This window comes from Rhodococcus sp. 1163, from assembly GCF_002091985.1.
Taxonomy (GTDB): domain Bacteria; phylum Actinomycetota; class Actinomycetes; order Mycobacteriales; family Mycobacteriaceae; genus Rhodococcoides.
Window position 1 is genome coordinate 119,494 of record NZ_MKKX01000032.1, and the last position, 15,784, is coordinate 135,277.

General features: G+C 63.9%; 16 protein-coding genes. 6 read left to right on the forward strand and 10 right to left on the reverse strand.

The window, feature by feature from the left end; all coding sequences use genetic code 11:
* Window positions 1–50: 50 nt before the first annotated feature.
* Genes BJD99_RS20770 through BJD99_RS13470 form a run of 5 tightly spaced genes read right to left on the reverse strand, consistent with a single transcriptional unit; the run spans window position 51 to window position 4,702 of the window.
* Window positions 51–1,067, reverse strand: a complete 1,017-nt coding sequence (locus tag BJD99_RS20770; protein WP_143542156.1) for a zinc-binding dehydrogenase — start codon at window positions 1,065–1,067, stop codon at window positions 51–53.
* Window positions 1,064–1,885: a phosphonate ABC transporter, permease protein PhnE gene (gene phnE / locus BJD99_RS20775; RefSeq protein WP_143542157.1), complete on the reverse strand. Its 822-nt coding sequence runs from the start codon at window positions 1,883–1,885 to the stop codon at window positions 1,064–1,066. The genes BJD99_RS20770 and phnE overlap by 4 nt, the downstream gene beginning before the upstream one ends.
* Entirely contained in the window at window positions 1,882–2,676 is a 795-nt protein-coding gene (locus BJD99_RS13460; RefSeq protein ID WP_084347368.1) for a phosphonate ABC transporter ATP-binding protein, read from the reverse strand. Before BJD99_RS13460 ends, phnE begins: the two co-directional genes overlap by 4 nt.
* Complete coding sequence (locus tag BJD99_RS13465; protein ID WP_084347370.1) at window positions 2,673–3,581, reverse strand: phosphate/phosphite/phosphonate ABC transporter substrate-binding protein; 909 nt, start codon at window positions 3,579–3,581, stop codon at window positions 2,673–2,675. The genes BJD99_RS13460 and BJD99_RS13465 overlap by 4 nt, the downstream gene beginning before the upstream one ends.
* Window positions 3,582–3,604: 23 nt before the next feature.
* Entirely contained in the window at window positions 3,605–4,702 is a 1,098-nt protein-coding gene (locus tag BJD99_RS13470; protein WP_084347372.1) for a TIGR03364 family FAD-dependent oxidoreductase, read from the reverse strand.
* A gap of 170 nt (window positions 4,703–4,872) precedes the next feature.
* On the opposite strand from BJD99_RS13470, the gene BJD99_RS13475 reads away from it, so the two are divergent.
* Window positions 4,873–5,616: a GntR family transcriptional regulator gene (locus BJD99_RS13475; protein WP_218775720.1), complete on the forward strand. Its 744-nt coding sequence runs from the start codon at window positions 4,873–4,875 to the stop codon at window positions 5,614–5,616.
* Window positions 5,613–6,308: a phosphonatase-like hydrolase gene (locus BJD99_RS13480; protein WP_256895676.1), complete on the forward strand. Its 696-nt coding sequence runs from the start codon at window positions 5,613–5,615 to the stop codon at window positions 6,306–6,308. The genes BJD99_RS13475 and BJD99_RS13480 overlap by 4 nt, the downstream gene beginning before the upstream one ends.
* On the opposite strand, the gene BJD99_RS13485 is transcribed toward BJD99_RS13480, so the two are convergent.
* Together BJD99_RS13485 and BJD99_RS13490 are read right to left on the reverse strand one after the other, a co-directional pair.
* Window positions 6,305–6,925, reverse strand: coding sequence for a TetR/AcrR family transcriptional regulator (locus BJD99_RS13485; protein ID WP_256895688.1), 621 nt, complete (start codon window positions 6,923–6,925; stop codon window positions 6,305–6,307). The two genes, BJD99_RS13480 and BJD99_RS13485, sit on opposite strands and share 4 nt — an antisense overlap.
* Window positions 6,926–6,962: 37 nt before the next feature.
* A complete protein-coding gene (locus tag BJD99_RS13490; protein WP_084347376.1) occupies window positions 6,963–8,627 on the reverse strand; it encodes a class I adenylate-forming enzyme family protein in 1,665 nt (554 codons plus the stop codon).
* 218 nt (window positions 8,628–8,845) lie between these two features.
* Between BJD99_RS13490 and BJD99_RS21290 the strand changes: the two genes are divergently transcribed.
* From BJD99_RS21290 to BJD99_RS13500, 3 genes are read left to right on the forward strand one after another with little or no spacing between them, the layout of a single operon-like run.
* A complete protein-coding gene (locus tag BJD99_RS21290; RefSeq protein ID WP_256895677.1) occupies window positions 8,846–9,787 on the forward strand; it encodes an MFS transporter in 942 nt (313 codons plus the stop codon).
* Entirely contained in the window at window positions 9,754–10,161 is a 408-nt protein-coding gene (locus BJD99_RS21295) for a hypothetical protein (RefSeq protein ID WP_256895678.1), read from the forward strand. The genes BJD99_RS21290 and BJD99_RS21295 overlap by 34 nt, the downstream gene beginning before the upstream one ends.
* 24 nt (window positions 10,162–10,185) lie before the next feature.
* A complete protein-coding gene (locus BJD99_RS13500) occupies window positions 10,186–11,169 on the forward strand; it encodes an NADPH:quinone oxidoreductase family protein (protein ID WP_084347378.1) in 984 nt (327 codons plus the stop codon).
* A 117-nt stretch (window positions 11,170–11,286) separates the two neighbouring features.
* Here the strand turns inward: BJD99_RS13500 and BJD99_RS13505 are convergent, their stop codons facing one another.
* Both BJD99_RS13505 and BJD99_RS13510 read right to left on the reverse strand, forming a co-directional pair.
* The gene (locus BJD99_RS13505; RefSeq protein WP_084347379.1) at window positions 11,287–11,988 is read right to left on the reverse strand and encodes a type 1 glutamine amidotransferase domain-containing protein; all 702 of its coding nucleotides are present in this window, start codon (window positions 11,986–11,988) and stop codon (window positions 11,287–11,289) included.
* A 37-nt stretch (window positions 11,989–12,025) separates the two neighbouring features.
* Entirely contained in the window at window positions 12,026–13,498 is a 1,473-nt protein-coding gene (locus BJD99_RS13510) for an MFS transporter (protein WP_084347381.1), read from the reverse strand.
* 101 nt (window positions 13,499–13,599) lie between these two features.
* Here BJD99_RS13510 and BJD99_RS13515 point away from each other — a divergent pair, with 101 nt between their 5' ends.
* A complete protein-coding gene (locus tag BJD99_RS13515; RefSeq protein WP_256895679.1) occupies window positions 13,600–13,965 on the forward strand; it encodes a cupin in 366 nt (121 codons plus the stop codon).
* 142 nt (window positions 13,966–14,107) lie between these two features.
* Here the strand turns inward: BJD99_RS13515 and BJD99_RS13520 are convergent, their stop codons facing one another.
* Entirely contained in the window at window positions 14,108–15,784 is a 1,677-nt protein-coding gene (locus tag BJD99_RS13520) for an HNH endonuclease signature motif containing protein (protein ID WP_084347383.1), read from the reverse strand.

Consider the following 15,784-nt stretch of genomic DNA (forward strand, 5'->3'; position numbering starts at 1 on the left):
ACATACCGAGGGGGGTATGCAAGTACCCCCGGGGGTACCCCACCTGTGGGCTAGCCGACGGCACCCCGCACAGCGGACCGTCCGGAGTCGAAGGCAGCGTCGATCTCCTCGAGTGGATGAGGTACTCCGACGGCCGCAGCCAGTAGCTGCGCCGCCGGCGTGCGCTGCAAGAACTCCACCGCTTCGACGAGGTCGGCCGGCGCGTAGTTGTGGCTTCCGGCGATGGTGACGAGCTTCCGCACCAGAAGTTCAGGATCGAATTCGACCGCTGAACTGGGGAACACCGATCCCACCAATGCGATCCGCCCACCCAAGCCCACCACGTCGAGTGCAGCGGCGACGGAAGACGAGCTCCCGGACATTTCGAAGATCGCATCGGCTCCGCGGGCCGCGTCGGGTAGCTCTTCCGGCGCGCACACCGCGGTCGCACCGATTTCCGACGCCGATGCTCGACGGGCCGGGTCCGGATCGCAGGCCATCACCGATACGGCCTCGCGGTCGAGGGCGTAGGCCACAGCTGTCAGCCCGAGCATGCCGCAGCCGAGGACCACCACGGCGTCACCCGCGGTGAGCCCGATTCGGCGTGCCGCGCAGACGACGGTGGCGGTGGCGCAGCCTGCGGGGGCGAGGAGCGTCGCGGGCAGATCTTCCGGGACGACGACGGCGCGCGTCCCGGCGAGGAGGTGTATGTGAGTTGCGAAGCCGCCGTTGAGAGTCCACCGGTCGCTGATTGCGGTGTGCCCGTATTTGCGGAGGTCGACGCATTTCTGCGGTATCCCGCGCAGGCATCTCCGGCAGGTTCCGCAGGCTGTGCCGACGGTCCACACCACGCGATCTCCGACGGCGACGGTCGCGTCCGCGCCGATGTCGACTACGCGTCCGACACTTTCGTGCCCGAGGACGGTGGGAACCGGTGTGCTGCGATGCCCGGCGACGGTGTGCAGGTCGCTTCCGCACACCGTGGACAGTTCGATCTCGACGAGGACTTCACCGTCATCCAAGTCTGGGAACGGCACCTGCTGCAGGGAGAACGAGGTCCCCGACCACACGGCCGCGAGAGCGGTCATGCCCCGAGGCGCTTGCGCACTGCACCGCTGAGCAGGTCGACGGCGACGACGAGCACCAGAACCATCAGGATGTAGGTCATCATTTCGTCGAAACGGAACAGTGAGATCGACTGGTTGATGAGGAATCCGATACCGCCCGCGCCGACCAGTCCGAGAACGAGCGAGGACCGGACGTTGACGTCGAGCCGGTATAGCAACAGTCCGACGAACTGCGGAACGACCGTCGGCAGGACTACATGTACCGCCACCTGCGTGCTCGACGCGCCGGCGACGCGGAGTGCGTCGATGGGTCCCTGATCGATCTCTTCCATCGCCTCCGACCACAGCTTGGCCATCACTCCGGTGTTGTGCAGGATGATCGCCAGCACACCAGCGAACGGTCCGAGCCCGACGGCGGTGACGAAGATGAGCGCGAACACGATGTCGGGAACCGCGCGCAGGAACGACATGACGGCGCGAGCGGTCTGATATACGAACGGGTTTCGGTTCGTCGACCGTGATCCGAGTACGGCGAACAGGATCGAGAACGGGATGGAGAACGTCGTGCCGACGAGTCCGATCGCCAGCGTGACCAGGCATGCCTGGATGCCGGGTTGCACGACGGTCGTCCACGAAAAGTCCGGTGGGAAAGCAGAACCGAGGAACGACGCGATGCCCTGCCACCCGCTGATGAGGGCGGTGGCGGACACCTCGGTTTCCTCCACTGCCCAGATGTGCACGGCGATCAAACCGAAGATGAGGGCGGCGCCCCCGATCAGGCCCATTCGGCGACGCGGGTGCGGTGGGACCTCGAGGCGTCGAACATCGAGAGTGGTCATCGTTCAACTCTTTTGGAGGGGTTGTAGAGCGCGGCGACGGTGTCGTCGTCCAGGTCGTAGGCCCCGCAGGAGAAGGAGATCCGGCCCTGATCGAGCCCGACCATGCGATGGCAGTGCCGTCGCGCAAGATCGGGTTGATGCAGTACCGCGGCGACGGCGATGCCGTCGGAGGCCAAGGACTGCAGCAGCGTCATGACCTGCTCGGCGGAGGCTGGGTCGAGGGCCGAGACGGGCTCGTCGGCGAGGAGGACGGGCGCTCGTTGGCACAGTGCACGGGCGATGGCGACGCGTTGTTGTTGGCCGCCGGAGAGTCGGTCGGCGCGGTCGTGTGCTCGGTCGGCGAGGCCGACGCGGTCGAGGCATCCCATCGCCTCCTCCCGCAGCGCGCGCGGGAATGCGAGGGTGGACCACGACCGGCGGAGCGACAACCTGCCCAGCGCGCCCGCGCAGACGTTGTCGAGGACCGATCTGCGTCCGACGAGATGAATCTGCTGAAACACCATGGCTGCCTTACGGACACGGCCGTGATTCAGTGCGGATTCGCCGCCGATGTCGATACTGCCGCCGTCCACCGACGTCAGGCCTACGACGCATCGCAGCATCGTCGACTTGCCGGATCCGTTGGCGCCGAGGATGCCCACCAGTTCCCCGGCGTGCACGTCGAGGTCGACGCCGTGCAGGACGGTGCGGTCACCGAAGGAAGTTCGCAGCGCGCGGATCGACAACGCGGGGGCATTACGCTCGAAAGCAACTGCGTCCCTTACTGTTTTAGGCAACACGTCGGCGTTCATTCCGCGTCCTTGGAGGTGAGACCGAGGGCGTCGGCGAGGTCGAACAGTGGCTGATAGGTGCTCTTGTCAACAGGAAGGAGCTGGCCGGCCGGGTCGACGTCGAGCAGAGCGCCCGCCTCGGCGACGGCGTCGGGCGGCAGGTCCATCAGGGCGTCGGCGACGGCTTTCTGGAATTCGGGGCTGGTTCCGCCTGCGACGGTGATGGGGTCGTTGGGGATCGGGTCGGATGTCCACACCTGACGGAACTTCGAGGTGTCGAACTGGCCTTCCCCGGTGGACGTCGCCAGCTGTTGGGAGTTGATCTCGGCGGCGTCGACTTTGCCGTTGGCCAATGCCAGCAGCGCCTCGGGATGTCCTCCGGCGTAGGTGATGTTGACGTCGTCGTCCTTCATTCCGCTCTCGCGCAGCGCCATTCGGGGGAGACCGTCACCCGAGGTCGATCCGGGCTCGGAGAGGGCGAGGGTGCGTCCGCGGAGATCGTCGATCGAGTCGATGTCGGAGTCCTTGGGCACCCAGATCCCGGCGGTGTAGGTCGAGAGCTGACCGTCGGCCGTCCCGAAGGAGGCGAGCGCGCGGGCATCGGCTTCCTGGCTCGCGAAGACGTAACCGAGTGGGCCGAAGACGCCGAGCTCGAGCTGCCCGTTGCGCATGGCGAGGACCTCGGCGGAGTAGCTGTCCACTACGGTCACCTCTACGGGGCAGTTCAACTTCTCCGACAGAGCTTCGCCGACGACCTGGAACGCCGGAGTCAGCTTGGCGGGGTCCTCGAACGGCTCCACACCGAAGCGGATCTTCCCGCCGGGGCAGGTGGGTGTGCTCGCGGCGGAGTCGGAACTGTCGCCACAGGCGGTGAGGGTGAGTGTGAGCGCGGCGATCACGAGGGCCGCGTGGCGGGGCTTGAACATCGGTTCTCCTGGTGGGGTGGGGGTCAGAACGAGTCGAGGACGGTGGGTGCGAGGCCGAGCGCGGTGGTCATGCCGATTCCGGAGGTCACCGACACCACCCGGACGTTCGAGGAGGGGGAGGCAGTGAGGAAGTCGGTGCGGTCGCTGGTGGCGTAGACCCCACGCCACCGGCGCAGGACGGTCAGTGGTGCGCCGAACAGTGATTCGCCCTCGCGCAGAAGGAGTTCGGCGTTGCATTCGTCGTCGAACGGGGTGTGGGTGCGTGCGTAATGGTGAGTGTCACCGAGGACGATCGCGCCGTCGGGGCGTTGGGTGAGCATGAGATTCATGACGGCGTCGAGCAATTCGGGTGAATCTGCCTTCATCCGCGCGCGTACTGCGACGGCAGAAGGCATGGCCGCGAGCCCGTCGTAGCGCAGCATGGACAGTCCGGTGAGTACGGCCGCGTCGATGACGACGTCGCCTGGTGGGGCGACTTCGAGCATCTGCAGGCGGCAGCGTTCGACGTTCCATTCGGCGGCGATGTCGGGGAAGAGTCGGTCGACGTCGTGGCCGACGGCATGAATCATGTTCCGGCCGTGGATCTCCCCGCGCGAGGTGTGCACGGCATTCGTGTCGATACCGGTTACGTGTGTGTTCCAGAAGAATTCGACGCCTTCCGCTGCCAGCCACGCCGCGATCGCCGGCACCGCCTCGCGAGGGTCGACGCGGAGGTCGAGAGGGAGGTGCGCGGCGCCGACGCCGCCGAACGGGCCGGTAGCGGCGCCGAGCGTCACCTGTTCGGATCCGCGTTCGGCCGCGAACTCTTCCAGTACTGCCAGTTCGTCCGGTGCACGGGCGAGCACGAGGGTGCCGCATTCTCGTACCTCGAAGCCCGCCTTGCGTCCGAGCATCAGCCAGCGTTCGCGTGCGGACAGCGCCAGCGTCAGGGCGTGTCCGGATTGTGCTGTGGCGCAGATATGTCCGAAGTTTCGGATGGAGGCGCCGACAGCATGGTCGTCCTGTTCGACGACAGCCACGGACATTCCGCGCAGGACCGCGTCGACGGCATGGGCGAGGCCGACGATGCCGGCGCCGACGACGACGAGGTCGAATCGGTGGTGGGGGGTTCGGTCGATCATCACCTGGACAACAGTTCCCCCTCGGTGACCGGGCGTCAACGGTCCGGAGCGAGTTGTTCGAACAAGTTCACCATGCGTTCATGTCCGTTGTGCAGCATTGTTTCTGCCAGGTTCGAATGGTTAGACTGCGTAGCAACAAAGTTGTTCAATCATGTTGGAGGCCAGCCTCAGTGTCACTTCCGCTGCATTCCCGCGTCGCCGATGCGCTCCGTACACAGATCGCCGACGGCACCCTGCCCGTCGGTGCTCCCATGCCTTCGGAGGCAACGTTGTGCACCACATTCGAGGCCTCACGCGGGACGGTGCGGGCCGCACTGGCTGCGCTCCGTAACGAGGGGTTGATCGCCGGTGGCCGTGGACGTCCACCGGTGGTGTGCGACACCGCCGTCGGGCAATCGTTCGAGACGTTCATGTCGTTCACCGCGTGGGCGGAGGCGATCGGCCGTAAACCGGGTCAGCGCACCCTGGAGATAGCGCGCCGCGCAGCGACTCCGCTGGCCGCAGCCGCGCTCGGCCTGGAGGCAGGCACCGCTGTCGTCGACGTCCTCAGGCTCCGGACACTCGACGGCATGCCCGCGATGCTCGAGCGATCCAGCTTCATCGAATCCGTCGGACGCACCCTGTTCGACTTCGACCCCGACTCCGGTTCCATCTACGCATACCTGATCGGGCAAGGCATCGACCTGCACGAAGGAAGGCACACCATCGATGCCGTCGCCGCCACCGACGTCGACGCGGCGCACCTCGACATCGACCCAGGCGCACCACTGCTACGCGAAAGACGCAGAGCAGTAGACCTTTCCGGTACTCCACTCGAATACGCCGACGACCGGTACCGACCCGACCGCGTCGCGTTTACCATCGACAACACCCGATCCGCGCACGACCTGCGCATCGTCAAGGAGATTTCGTGACCACAACTCGCTCGTTCGACCTCGCCAGCCTCGACATGGCCGGCACCACTGTGGACGAGGGCGGCCTCGTGTACGAGGTGCTCTCCCAGACCGTCGCCGACGCAGCAGACACCCCACTACCCGCCGAACTGCTGGCCGCGTGGAAGGGGACCAGTAAACATGAAGCGATCGCCGGGCTACTCGACGGGCTGGGCGCGTCCACCGATCCGAAGTTCGTGGACGAAGTGTTCGAGGATTTTCGTGCGCGCCTCATCGTCGCCTACCGGCAGACCCCGCCGAAACCGGTGGCGGGTGTGCCCGAGGCCCTGCGGGCTTTGCGTGCTCGGGGCGTGAAAGTGGCTCTGCAGACCGGGTATTCCGCGGACATCGCCGACGCCATCCTCGCCGGGATGGGCTGGACCGTCGGGGCGGGGAAGGAAGACGCCGTCGACGCGCTCGTCACCTCCGACCTCGTAGCCGCGAGCCGGCCCGCGCCGTACCTGATCTTCCGCAGCATGGAGGCGACCGGAGTCACCGATGTTCGACGCGTCCTCGTGGCGGGGGACACGCCCAATGATGTTCTCGCCGGGCACAATGCGGGTGCTGGCATCGTCGTCGGCGTGCTCAGTGGTTCGTTCGGCGAGGACGAGCTCAGGAAGTCACCGCTCACGCACGTCTTGCCGAGCCTCGCCACTGTCGGTCGGCTGCTCTAGACCTCTGCGCGAACACCGACCGCACCCAACGCGATGGAGACATAGCGCTCAGCTATGTCATCGGGGGTCAAACTGCCGTTCGGTCGATACCAAGACGAGATGGCGACGCCCATGTTTATGATTGCTCGCGAGGCTTCGACCGGATACACCGTGGTGAAGACTCCATCGGTGACTCCGCGGTGGATGATGTCGCGAAACAGTTGCTGTTGTTGATCTCTGAGCGATATCACCAATCTATGGCCGACCGCGTCGAGGCTGCGGATCTCGGTCGAACTGATCAGAGCTTCAGCGGTGTTGCAGGCGTGGAACTGGACCCACGCGCGGACCACCGCCTCGAGTTGCTCCACCGGGGATTGCCCGGCGTTTATCAGCGCCGATTGGGTCCGAGAGATAACGGTTTTCAGTGCACTCTCCATGAGGTACTGGAGGATGTGTTGTTTCGATGGAAAGTGGTGATAGATCGATGCTGCAGTCATGTCCGCGTCCCGGGCAATATCTCGTATCGAAGTGCCATGATAGCCGCGGTTTTGGAAGTTCTTCGTGGCCGCCGCAATGATGGCGTCCCGGCTTGCGGTTGTGTCGGGACGAGTTGGGTAGCGTCGAGTGGGATGGCTCACTGCGTCCCTTTCGTCGGATTCGGTACTCGAGGCTGACCTAGGCATGACGCGGCTCTCTTCGCAGAATTTTTCCGCTTGAAGTTTTCGGAAGTTCTTCGAGGATTATCACAGAGCGAGGGTACTTGTATGCAGCCATTCGGCCGCGGCAGAACTCGATGATCTCCTCGGGTGAGGCTTTGGTTCCTGACAGGAGGGAGACAGAAGCTTGCACGGTCTCGCCGCGGTATTCGTCGGGAATTCCGCGCACCGACGCCTCCCTCACTGCGGGGTGCTGGTACAGGACGTCCTCGACATCCCTCGGGAAGATCTTGTAGCCCCCTGCGTTGATCATGTCCTTGAGCCTGTCGACGACGAAGAGCCACCCGTCATCGGTTGTCTTACCGATGTCGCCGGTATGTAGCCAACCGTCCCGGATCGCGTGGGCGGACTCCTCAGGAAGGTGCCAGTAACCCGGTACGACCATCGGACCGGCGACGACGATTTCACCGATCTCACCATGGCCCAGATCGTGGCCGTCTTCGAGGTCCACGATTCGCACTCGGGCGCCTGGAACTGGAACGCCGACTGACAATGCGCCGGTATCGGGGTCTGTCGGGGCGTCTACATCGGGTGGTCCAAGATGTGTGGGTGATGTCGTTTCTGTCATGCCGTATGCACCGCGAAGAACCCACCCGGTAGAAGCTCGAACACGGTCGAGGAGTGCCTGGCTGACGGATGCGCCCCCGGAGGGGGTCTTCGTCAAGGAAGAAGTGTCTGTGCTCGCGAGAGCGGGATGGGTGCTCAACGCAATGAACGCAGTACTCGCTGCGATCATGAATGTGCCTCGCCACCTTTCGATCGCGCGAAGCGTTTCCTCTGCGTCGAACCTGTGCAGAAGTACGAGGGGTACGCCACTGACGATGTGCGCACCGAATCCTGCGATCAGTCCGGTGATGTGGAATACGGGTGCGACGCCGACGATCACGTCGCGTTGCGGATGCAAATCCCACCACTGACTGAATACTGTCGAACTGTGCACCATGGCGCTGTGCAGGTTCATCGCACCTTTGGACGCGCCCGTCGTTCCGGAGGTGTACGTCAGCATCCCGATATCGTCACCACGAGTGTTCAACGGCGGTGGTCGCTGTCCGCGGTAGGTGTTCATCAGAGATGTCCAGTCGAGCGTCCCCGCGAAGCCCTGTCGTCGACCGATAATGGTGGACATCTTCGGTGAGAGGACGGCATCGGGGGTCATGTCGAGGGGGTGCGTGGTGATCACCGTGTGCAGTTGCAATTCATCTCGAACCTCCGCCACTACGTCGGCGTACAGGCTTTCCAGGCAGAGGAGGACCTTTGCCTCGGAATCGGCTAGGTGATGTGCCAACTCCTTGCTCAGTAGCATCGGGTTCACCGCGGTAGGGACCGCCCCGATCTTCCATACGGCCAGCATCGATACAAGCCATTGAGGATCGTTCTGTAGGTAGATCGCCGCACATTCGCCGCGACGGAGCCCGTTTTCGAGCAGAGCCGAAGCGAGGGCATTCGCGGCGTCTTCCAGGCCCGCGAACGTCAGCGTCACATTTAGATAATGGACGGCAGGATCGGTCGGTCGGGTGTGGACCTGGTGGTCCCACGCTGCCAGCATCGTCGGAAACTGGGTTGTCAATTCTGTTGTGACGCCCTTGGGGTAGTGGATCACCCAGGGGGGCTCGATGACGTCCATTCGATCACCTTTCTCTCTGCTTCGACTGCGTGCGCAGGACCGTCGACCTACCGAGATTGGCACTCGAACGTTCGTTTGTCAATGAAACTGGTAATTGGAACTAAGTCCAGTAAAAACCAGCAACATTGCACCTTTATCGGCTGAACGATTGACAAACGATCGTTCGGGACACATCATTCTGGATGATCTTGCTCACATGCCCACTCGAGGAGTTGTAAGTGTTCGAAGAACAAACCACGACCATCCAACCGGTGGTCCAGTCGGCAGAAAAAACGACGAAAGCACGCAGAGCAGCCATCGCAGGCGGTGTGGGCACGCTGATCGAGTACTACGACTTCAGCCTCTACGGCTACATGGCAGTGATCATCGGGCCGCTGTTCTTCCCGAGCGATCGACCCGTCACCTCGTTGCTGTCTGCTCTGGCGGTTTTCGGAACCGCCTACCTCGTCCGGCCCCTCGGAGGCCTGGTGTTCGGCCACATAGGAGACCGATACGGGCGTAAGAAAGCCCTTATGGCAACACTGATCTGCATGGGTGCGGGAAGCACGGCGATGGGGCTACTCCCCACGCCATCCCACATCGGGATCTGGGCCGCGGTCCTTCTCGTGGCGGTGCGTGTAGTGCAGGGGTTCTCTGCTGGTGGGGAGGTCGGCGGATCCGCGACGTTCATTGCCGAATCGGCGCCGGCGAACCGCAAAGCCACCTATGGCTCATTCACACCACTGGGTGCGACAGGTGGTTTCGCCCTGGCCGCCGCAGTGGCAGGCGTCGTTTCTGCCCTGACAAGCGATAGTCAGATGGAATCGTGGGGATGGAGGATCCCGTTCCTGCTGGCACTTCCGCTCACGCTGTTCTGCCTCTGGGCGCGCACGCGGGTGGAAGAAACATACGATTCTGCCGAAACCGACAAGTCGATCCATTCACCGGCCGGCGCGATCTTCCGACGTCAGCCGAGGGCGCTCGCCCAAGCGGTAGCCATCAGTGCAGCCGTCAACGGAACTGCGTACATCGGTCTGACGTACATGACCATCCATCTGGCCAAGCAGCTCGGATACGACGCCACCCCGGTGTACTGGGTAGCGACGATAGCCATCGGCATCTCGGCAGTATGCATGCCCTGGGTGGAATGCTCGGCGACAAAATCGGATTGGTGCGACTGATGACCATCGGCTTCGTCGGGTACATCGTGCTGACCTACCCGATGATGAGCATCATGCAATCCAGTTTGCTCGTCGCCACCCTTGCATACGTGGTGATCATGCTGAACACCGTTGCAGCGCAAGTGGGTGCATACACCGTCCTCCCCCAACTCTTCGAGAAGGAATCCCGCTACACCGGAGTTGCTCTTGGCTGGAACTTCGGTGTCATCATCGCCGGTGGCACAGCGCCTTTCGTTGCAGTCTGGCTCGTCGAATACACCGGCGACGTGCAGTCCCCGGCGTACTTCGTCATCGCCCTTGCGATCGTCGGACTGATCGCCCTCTCGACTATTCGGCACAGTCACACCTCTCGTGCCGACCTGCAAGCAAATTGAACCAACGAAACCAGGAGAAGCATCGTGAAAGCATGGCGCATAAACAAACTCGGCGAACCCCGAGATGTTCTAGACATCGAGGAGGTGCCCGATCCAGCGCCAGGAGCAGGGCAGCTACTCGTGCAAGTGCTCGCTGCACCGGCCAATTTTCCCGACGTGTTGTTGTGCCGAGGCGAATATCAAGTCAAGCCGACGTTGCCCTTCACCCCTGGTGTCGAACTCTGCGGCAGGGTCGTCGCGGTCGGAGACGGCGTCACCAGGTTTGCAGTCGGTGACCGAGTGATCGGCACCCCGACCTTGCCCATAGGTAGCTTTGCCGAATTGTCCGTACTGGACGAAGAGAATACGTTTGCCGCCCCTGTGTCATTGGACGATGCTGAAGCATCTGCGTTGACTATCGGCTACCAGACGAGTTGGTTCGCTCTGCATCGGCGCACCCAGCTGCAGCCCGGTGAGACGCTACTGGTGCACGCCGCGGCGGGTGGCGTGGGAAGTACCGCAGTACAGCTGGGAAAAGCGGCAGGTGCCAAAGTGATCGGTGTCGTCGGCGGTCGAGACAAGGCGGAATACTGTCGCCAACTCGGAGCGGATCTGGTGATCGATCGACGGCGTGAGGACTTCGTCCCACTCGTCAAAGAGTTCACCGACGGCCGCGGCGCCGACGTCGTCTACGACCCCGTCGGGGGCGACTCGTACATGAAGTCCACGAAATGCATTGCATTCGAAGGACGTATCCTCATCATCGGATTCGCCGGCGGCACTATCCAAACCCCCGGGCTCAATCATGCTCTGATCAAAAACTACTCGATCATCGGGCTGCATTGGGGGTTGTACAAGCAATACAACCCTCAAGCGATGCACGAGTGTCATGCCGAGCTGACAAGACTTGCAGATTCTGGTGCTATCAAGCCGATGATCAGTGAGCGGCTGCCCTTTGCTGACGTCGCAGACGGGATTGGACGCCTCGGCGAGGGAAAGACCGTCGGCCGCATCGTATTTCAGTTCTGATGTAGCCTCCGCGAGAACCGGGGATGGGATCTTCCGCGCTCACGAGGATGTTCATCACCCATGGTTGCGTGCAGGAACGGAGCGCCGTGTGGGCGCTCCGTTCCTTTGTCGTACTGGTTACTTCTTCAGCTGCGCGACGATCTTCTCGGCAACCTCGGTGCTCGACTGCGGGTTCTGGCCGGTGACGACGGTGCCGTCGACGACGGAGAACGGTCCCCACGCGGGCCCGACCTTCAGATCGGCGCCGGCGGCGCGGAGCCGGTCCTCGAGCAGCCACGGTGCCTTGTCGGCCAACCCGGCCTGGCGCTCTTCGTCATTGGTGAACCCGGACATCACACGCCCGGCGAATGCCCATTCGCCGTCCGGCTTCGTCGCGGAGAGCAGAGCGGCGGGGCCGTGGCAGACCGAGCCGACGACCTTTCCGGCGTCGAGCATCGTGATGAGCAGCTTGCCGAGAACCGGGGAGACCGCGAGGTCTTCCATCGGGCCGTGCCCACCCGGGATGTAGATGGCTGCATAGTCATCGGCCGAGACGTCTTCGAGCTTCACTGGTGCTGCGAGCTGGTCGTCGATGGCGTCCAGTGCGGCGCGCTGGCGAGCGGATTCTTCTGCGCCACCGGTCGATTCGGGGGCGAGGCTGGTTTCGTCGACCGTCGGGCGGACGCCACCCGGAGTAGCGATGGTGAACGGGATGCCGGCGTCGCGGAAAACGGACAGCGGGCTCAGCAGTTCCTCAGCCCAGAATCCCGTCGGATGGAGGGTGCCGTCGTTGAGGGTCCAATGGTCCGAGCCGGTGACGACGATAAGTACTGAGGTCATAGTTGTACCTTCTTCTCTGGTTGGCTTGATGTTGTCTTCAACGTCCGGTGACCGTCGACCATTCCGCGGCGAGGGAAGTCGCCCGTTCCTGTTCGATCTCCAGGGCGGTCCGGGTGTCGACGCGTGAACCCGGGCGAGGCAGGCCTACGGCGACGATGACGGCGCTGAGGGTGAGTCCGACGGCGCCTATGACGAAGGCGATGACGTACGAGGACTCCTTCGGCAGCCCGATGGGGAGCAGCTGGCTGCTGAGGAGGGTGATGACCACCGCGCTGGCCAGCGAACTGCCGACCGACCGGGCGATGGAGTTGACGCTGTTGGCGACACCGGTCTGATCGGGGCGGACCTCGTCGACGATGAGCGCGGGCATCGCCGCGTAGCCGAGGCTGACAGCACTGTTGATGAACAGCACCCCGAGGATGAGCTGCCAGCTGGCGGTGTGGAGAACGGCGATGAACGCGAAGCCGACAGCGCCGACCAGGGAGGCGAGGATGAGGGTGAAGCGGCCTCCGAAGCGGTGCACGAGGCGTCCACCGATCGGTGCGACGACCACTCCCGCTAATGCGCCGGGCAGGAGGTAGACGCTGCTGGCGGCGAGGACGCTGGCTGAGAAGCCGTAACCGACCTCCGATGGGGCCTGCACGAACCCGGAGACACCCAGGAACGAGACGAACATCGCGACGCCGATGAGGAGGCCTGCGGCGTTCGTGACCATGAACGGGCGGTTGGCCAGCAGCGACGGAAGCACGAGCGGCTCGTCGACCCGGCGTTCGAGGACGATCCAGAGCGCGAAGACGATCACCGACGCGACGAGGCAGCCGATGGTGGCGGGCGAGGCCCAACCCCATTCGTGACCCTGCGAGAGCGGGAGCAGCAGCAGTACCAATCCGGCGCCGAGCACTCCGCCGCCGAGCCAGTCGATCTTGCCGCCGCCCACTGGGCCGTGCTTGGGGACAGTGACCGCTGCCAGCACCAAAGACACCAATGTGACGGCGAGGGAGAGCCAGAAGATGCGGTGGTAGTCGCCGCCGTCGCGGGTCAGTAGCCCGGTGAGCACCAACCCGATGCCGCCGCCGATGCCGAGAGTGCCGCTGACCACGGCCATCGCGCCGGTGAGGCGCTGCGCGGGTAGTTCGTCACGCAGTACCCCGATAGCGAGAGGGAAGAGACCGAACGATGCGCCCTGCAGAATCCGCGCGAGGATCAGCAGCGGAAGCGAGGTGGTCAGCGCCGCCAGCAGCGAACCCGCCGCGACGACGAGGAGAATACCCAGGAGTACTGGGCGTCGGCCGCGGACATCACCGAGCCGTCCGAGTATCGGGGTCAGGACCGCGGCGGCCAGCAGGTTCGCGGTCACCGTCCAACCGACCGCTGAGGAGGATGCGTTCAAAGCTTTGCCGATGTCTGCCAGTACCGGGATGACCACTGTTTGGAGCAGCGCGACGACCATCACGGTGACGGCGAGCGCCGGGATCAGCACTGGACTGGCCTGCTTTTCGGTTGTGCTCATAGGTCTCCTCATGTTTGTGCAGGCGGCGCGGTGTCGATGCACCCGGAAAACAGTAGTTCACAACTATGTTGTGCACAACTGACGGGGGTGTGAGCTGCGCCATGCGCGGGGCGGTAGCGTCCGGTGACCGACTTCGACAGATGGAGGGCGAGCAGATGCGTTTCGTGACGGCCGGCGAATTTACCGCGGAGCAGGCTTGGGGCGCGCAGCTGCTCGCGTCCATCGACAACGCCACTGTCCGGCTGCATTGGACTGACAGTGCGTACGTCTGGCACGTCAACGATGGCACCGAAGTGTTCGTCGTCGTCGACGGCATCGTGGACATGCACTACCGTGACTCCGGGGGCGAGCACGTAGAAAGGCTCGTCCCCGGAACGATGTGCGTCGCCGAGGTCGGTGACGAGCACAAGGCGGTGCCGGTCGGGGAGGCACGGATCTTGGTCATCGAGCAGGCGGGTTCGATCTGACGGCTACTGCCCGGGTAGCTCTGGTCTTGCTTTTCGTGCTTCTCGCTATGCGGACTCTGAATGGGTTGGGGCACAGCAGCTCCTGGCGTCGATGTGATGTGGCCGGGCGGCGACGCCGGCCAGTGCTGACGTCAATGTTGTTCTACATGGCGGGTTTTCGTCTTCGGTGGTAGCTGGGTCTTGGTTTTCGGTGCGGGTCAACGGTGACTGGCGGGATGACGACGGGGTGGCCGTCGTCGCCGAATGCGATTTCCCATCCGTCGTTGTGGATGGCGCGGTGGCATTCATTGCAGACGAGGGCGAGGTTGTTCACGTCGGTGGGGCCGCCGTTCCGCCAGAAGACGACGTGGTGGAGCAGGCACCAGTCGGCGGGGCGCCCGCACATGACGCAGCAGCGGTCCCGGAGGATGACGGCGGTGCGTTGGGAGGTTGTGCCGAGGCGGACCGTCCGGCCCATCGCTAGGGGAATCCCGTTGTGGTCGATGATGATCGGCGTCAGGTCGGCGTCGCAGCTCAAGAGTTCGGCGAGGTTTTGGCTGATGGGCCCGGTCCACCCGAGGCGGAAAGGCCAGTCGGGACTGTCGGGACTCGGCTCTGCTGCGCCGCCGGGACCTTCACCGTCCGGCTCTGCTGAGTCGTCGGGACCGGGGACATCGGCACCTGGGCGGTCCAGACCCAAGGCATCGGCTCCTAGGCCGTTGGTATCTGGGCTGTCGGGACCCGAGACATCGGCACCTGGGCATTCGGTACCGAGGCCGTTGAAAGCTGTGCCGTTGGCCCTGATTCCGTGTAAACCCGAGCTGTCGGGCACCAGACTGTTGGTACCTGCTCCGTCGGAAACGGCTCCAGCACTCCCACCCATTTTTGCCTGCGCTTCGGGGGTGAGGAGGTCCCGCAGGTTGACGGTGACGTTCACCTGCGGCCTCGACCCACCGTGGCCGGGGGCGTACCCGGTGAGGTGTGCGTCGAGTAGCTCGGAGAGTGCGTCGGCCTGGCGTTTCGATGGACTCCGGGTGTCGGGGGTGGCCGCGGGCTCGGGTTGCGGTTTCGACAGCGGTGACAGGACCGTCCGCAGCTTTTCGGCGAGGATCTTGTCGACGTCCCCTCTCAAGGTGGTGCGTCCGTCGGATTGTAGGTAGAGGTCGAACCTGTTGAGTGCGGGGTTCTCCGATGCCGGTAGAGGAGGCGGCCCCTCGGGCACACCGTCGGCGCCGTCTTCGACCTTCTCTTCGTACTCTTCTTCGTGCTGGCCTTCGGGTTCGACTGCGTCACCGAGCTTTTCCTGCTCCCGGCGTTCTTCTTCGCGTCGTTGGCGTTCGCGCTGGGCTTCGTCGTAGCGGGCGCGGGCGTCATGAGCGACGGCGTGGGCGAGTTCGTGTGCCCGCTTCTGTACCTTCGCTGCGGTCGCGTCGAATGCGACGCCGAGTAGGTCGTCGACGATGTCGGCGATTCGGGTGCTGCCGAGCGTGGGATCGGCGGTGCGGATGTGGGTGTAGCCGTCGTAGATTTCTCTGACGTGCGCGATGTGGATGTCACCGTCGCTGAGGGCCTTCAATACTGCGGGCCAGTGGGTGAGCCAGTTGGCGGTGTCGAATTGTCGGGCGGCGTTTCCGTCGGTGACGCGGGTTCCGGAGGCGAGCCACCGCGTCGGCGTCGAGTATTTGAGGGTGACGTTGAGGCCGCGTCGGGAGAATTCGGCGAGGAGTGCGTATTTCTGTGCAGCGAAGTTGTTTTCGGCATGGGTGATGTCGCTGATGCCGGACACGATCTCCTGATCGGAGAGTGCGTCGGCGCTGCGAAAGTCCCCCAACTTGTGCAT

Excerpts from the sequence above, each read along its gene's own strand:
- phnE (WP_143542157.1), bottom strand. The coding sequence starts at position 1,885 with ATGACCACTCTCGATGTTCGACGCCTCGAGGTCCCACCGCACCCGCGT.
- BJD99_RS13465 (WP_084347370.1), bottom strand. The coding sequence starts at position 3,581 with ATGTTCAAGCCCCGCCACGCGGCCCTCGTGATCGCCGCGCTCACACTC.
- BJD99_RS13470 (WP_084347372.1), bottom strand. The coding sequence starts at position 4,702 with ATGATCGACCGAACCCCCCACCACCGATTCGACCTCGTCGTCGTCGGC.
- BJD99_RS13505 (WP_084347379.1), bottom strand. The coding sequence starts at position 11,988 with ATGACCTCAGTACTTATCGTCGTCACCGGCTCGGACCATTGGACCCTC.
- BJD99_RS13460 (WP_084347368.1), bottom strand. The coding sequence starts at position 2,676 with ATGAACGCCGACGTGTTGCCTAAAACAGTAAGGGACGCAGTTGCTTTC.
- BJD99_RS13515 (WP_256895679.1), top strand. The coding sequence starts at position 13,600 with ATGCGCGGGGCGGTAGCGTCCGGTGACCGACTTCGACAGATGGAGGGC.
- BJD99_RS13520 (WP_084347383.1), bottom strand. The coding sequence starts at position 15,784 with ATGCACAAGTTGGGGGACTTTCGCAGCGCCGACGCACTCTCCGATCAG.
- BJD99_RS13510 (WP_084347381.1), bottom strand. The coding sequence starts at position 13,498 with ATGAGCACAACCGAAAAGCAGGCCAGTCCAGTGCTGATCCCGGCGCTC.
- BJD99_RS20770 (WP_143542156.1), bottom strand. The coding sequence starts at position 1,067 with ATGACCGCTCTCGCGGCCGTGTGGTCGGGGACCTCGTTCTCCCTGCAG.
- BJD99_RS21295 (WP_256895678.1), top strand. The coding sequence starts at position 9,754 with ATGCTCGGCGACAAAATCGGATTGGTGCGACTGATGACCATCGGCTTC.
- BJD99_RS13490 (WP_084347376.1), bottom strand. The coding sequence starts at position 8,627 with ATGGACGTCATCGAGCCCCCCTGGGTGATCCACTACCCCAAGGGCGTC.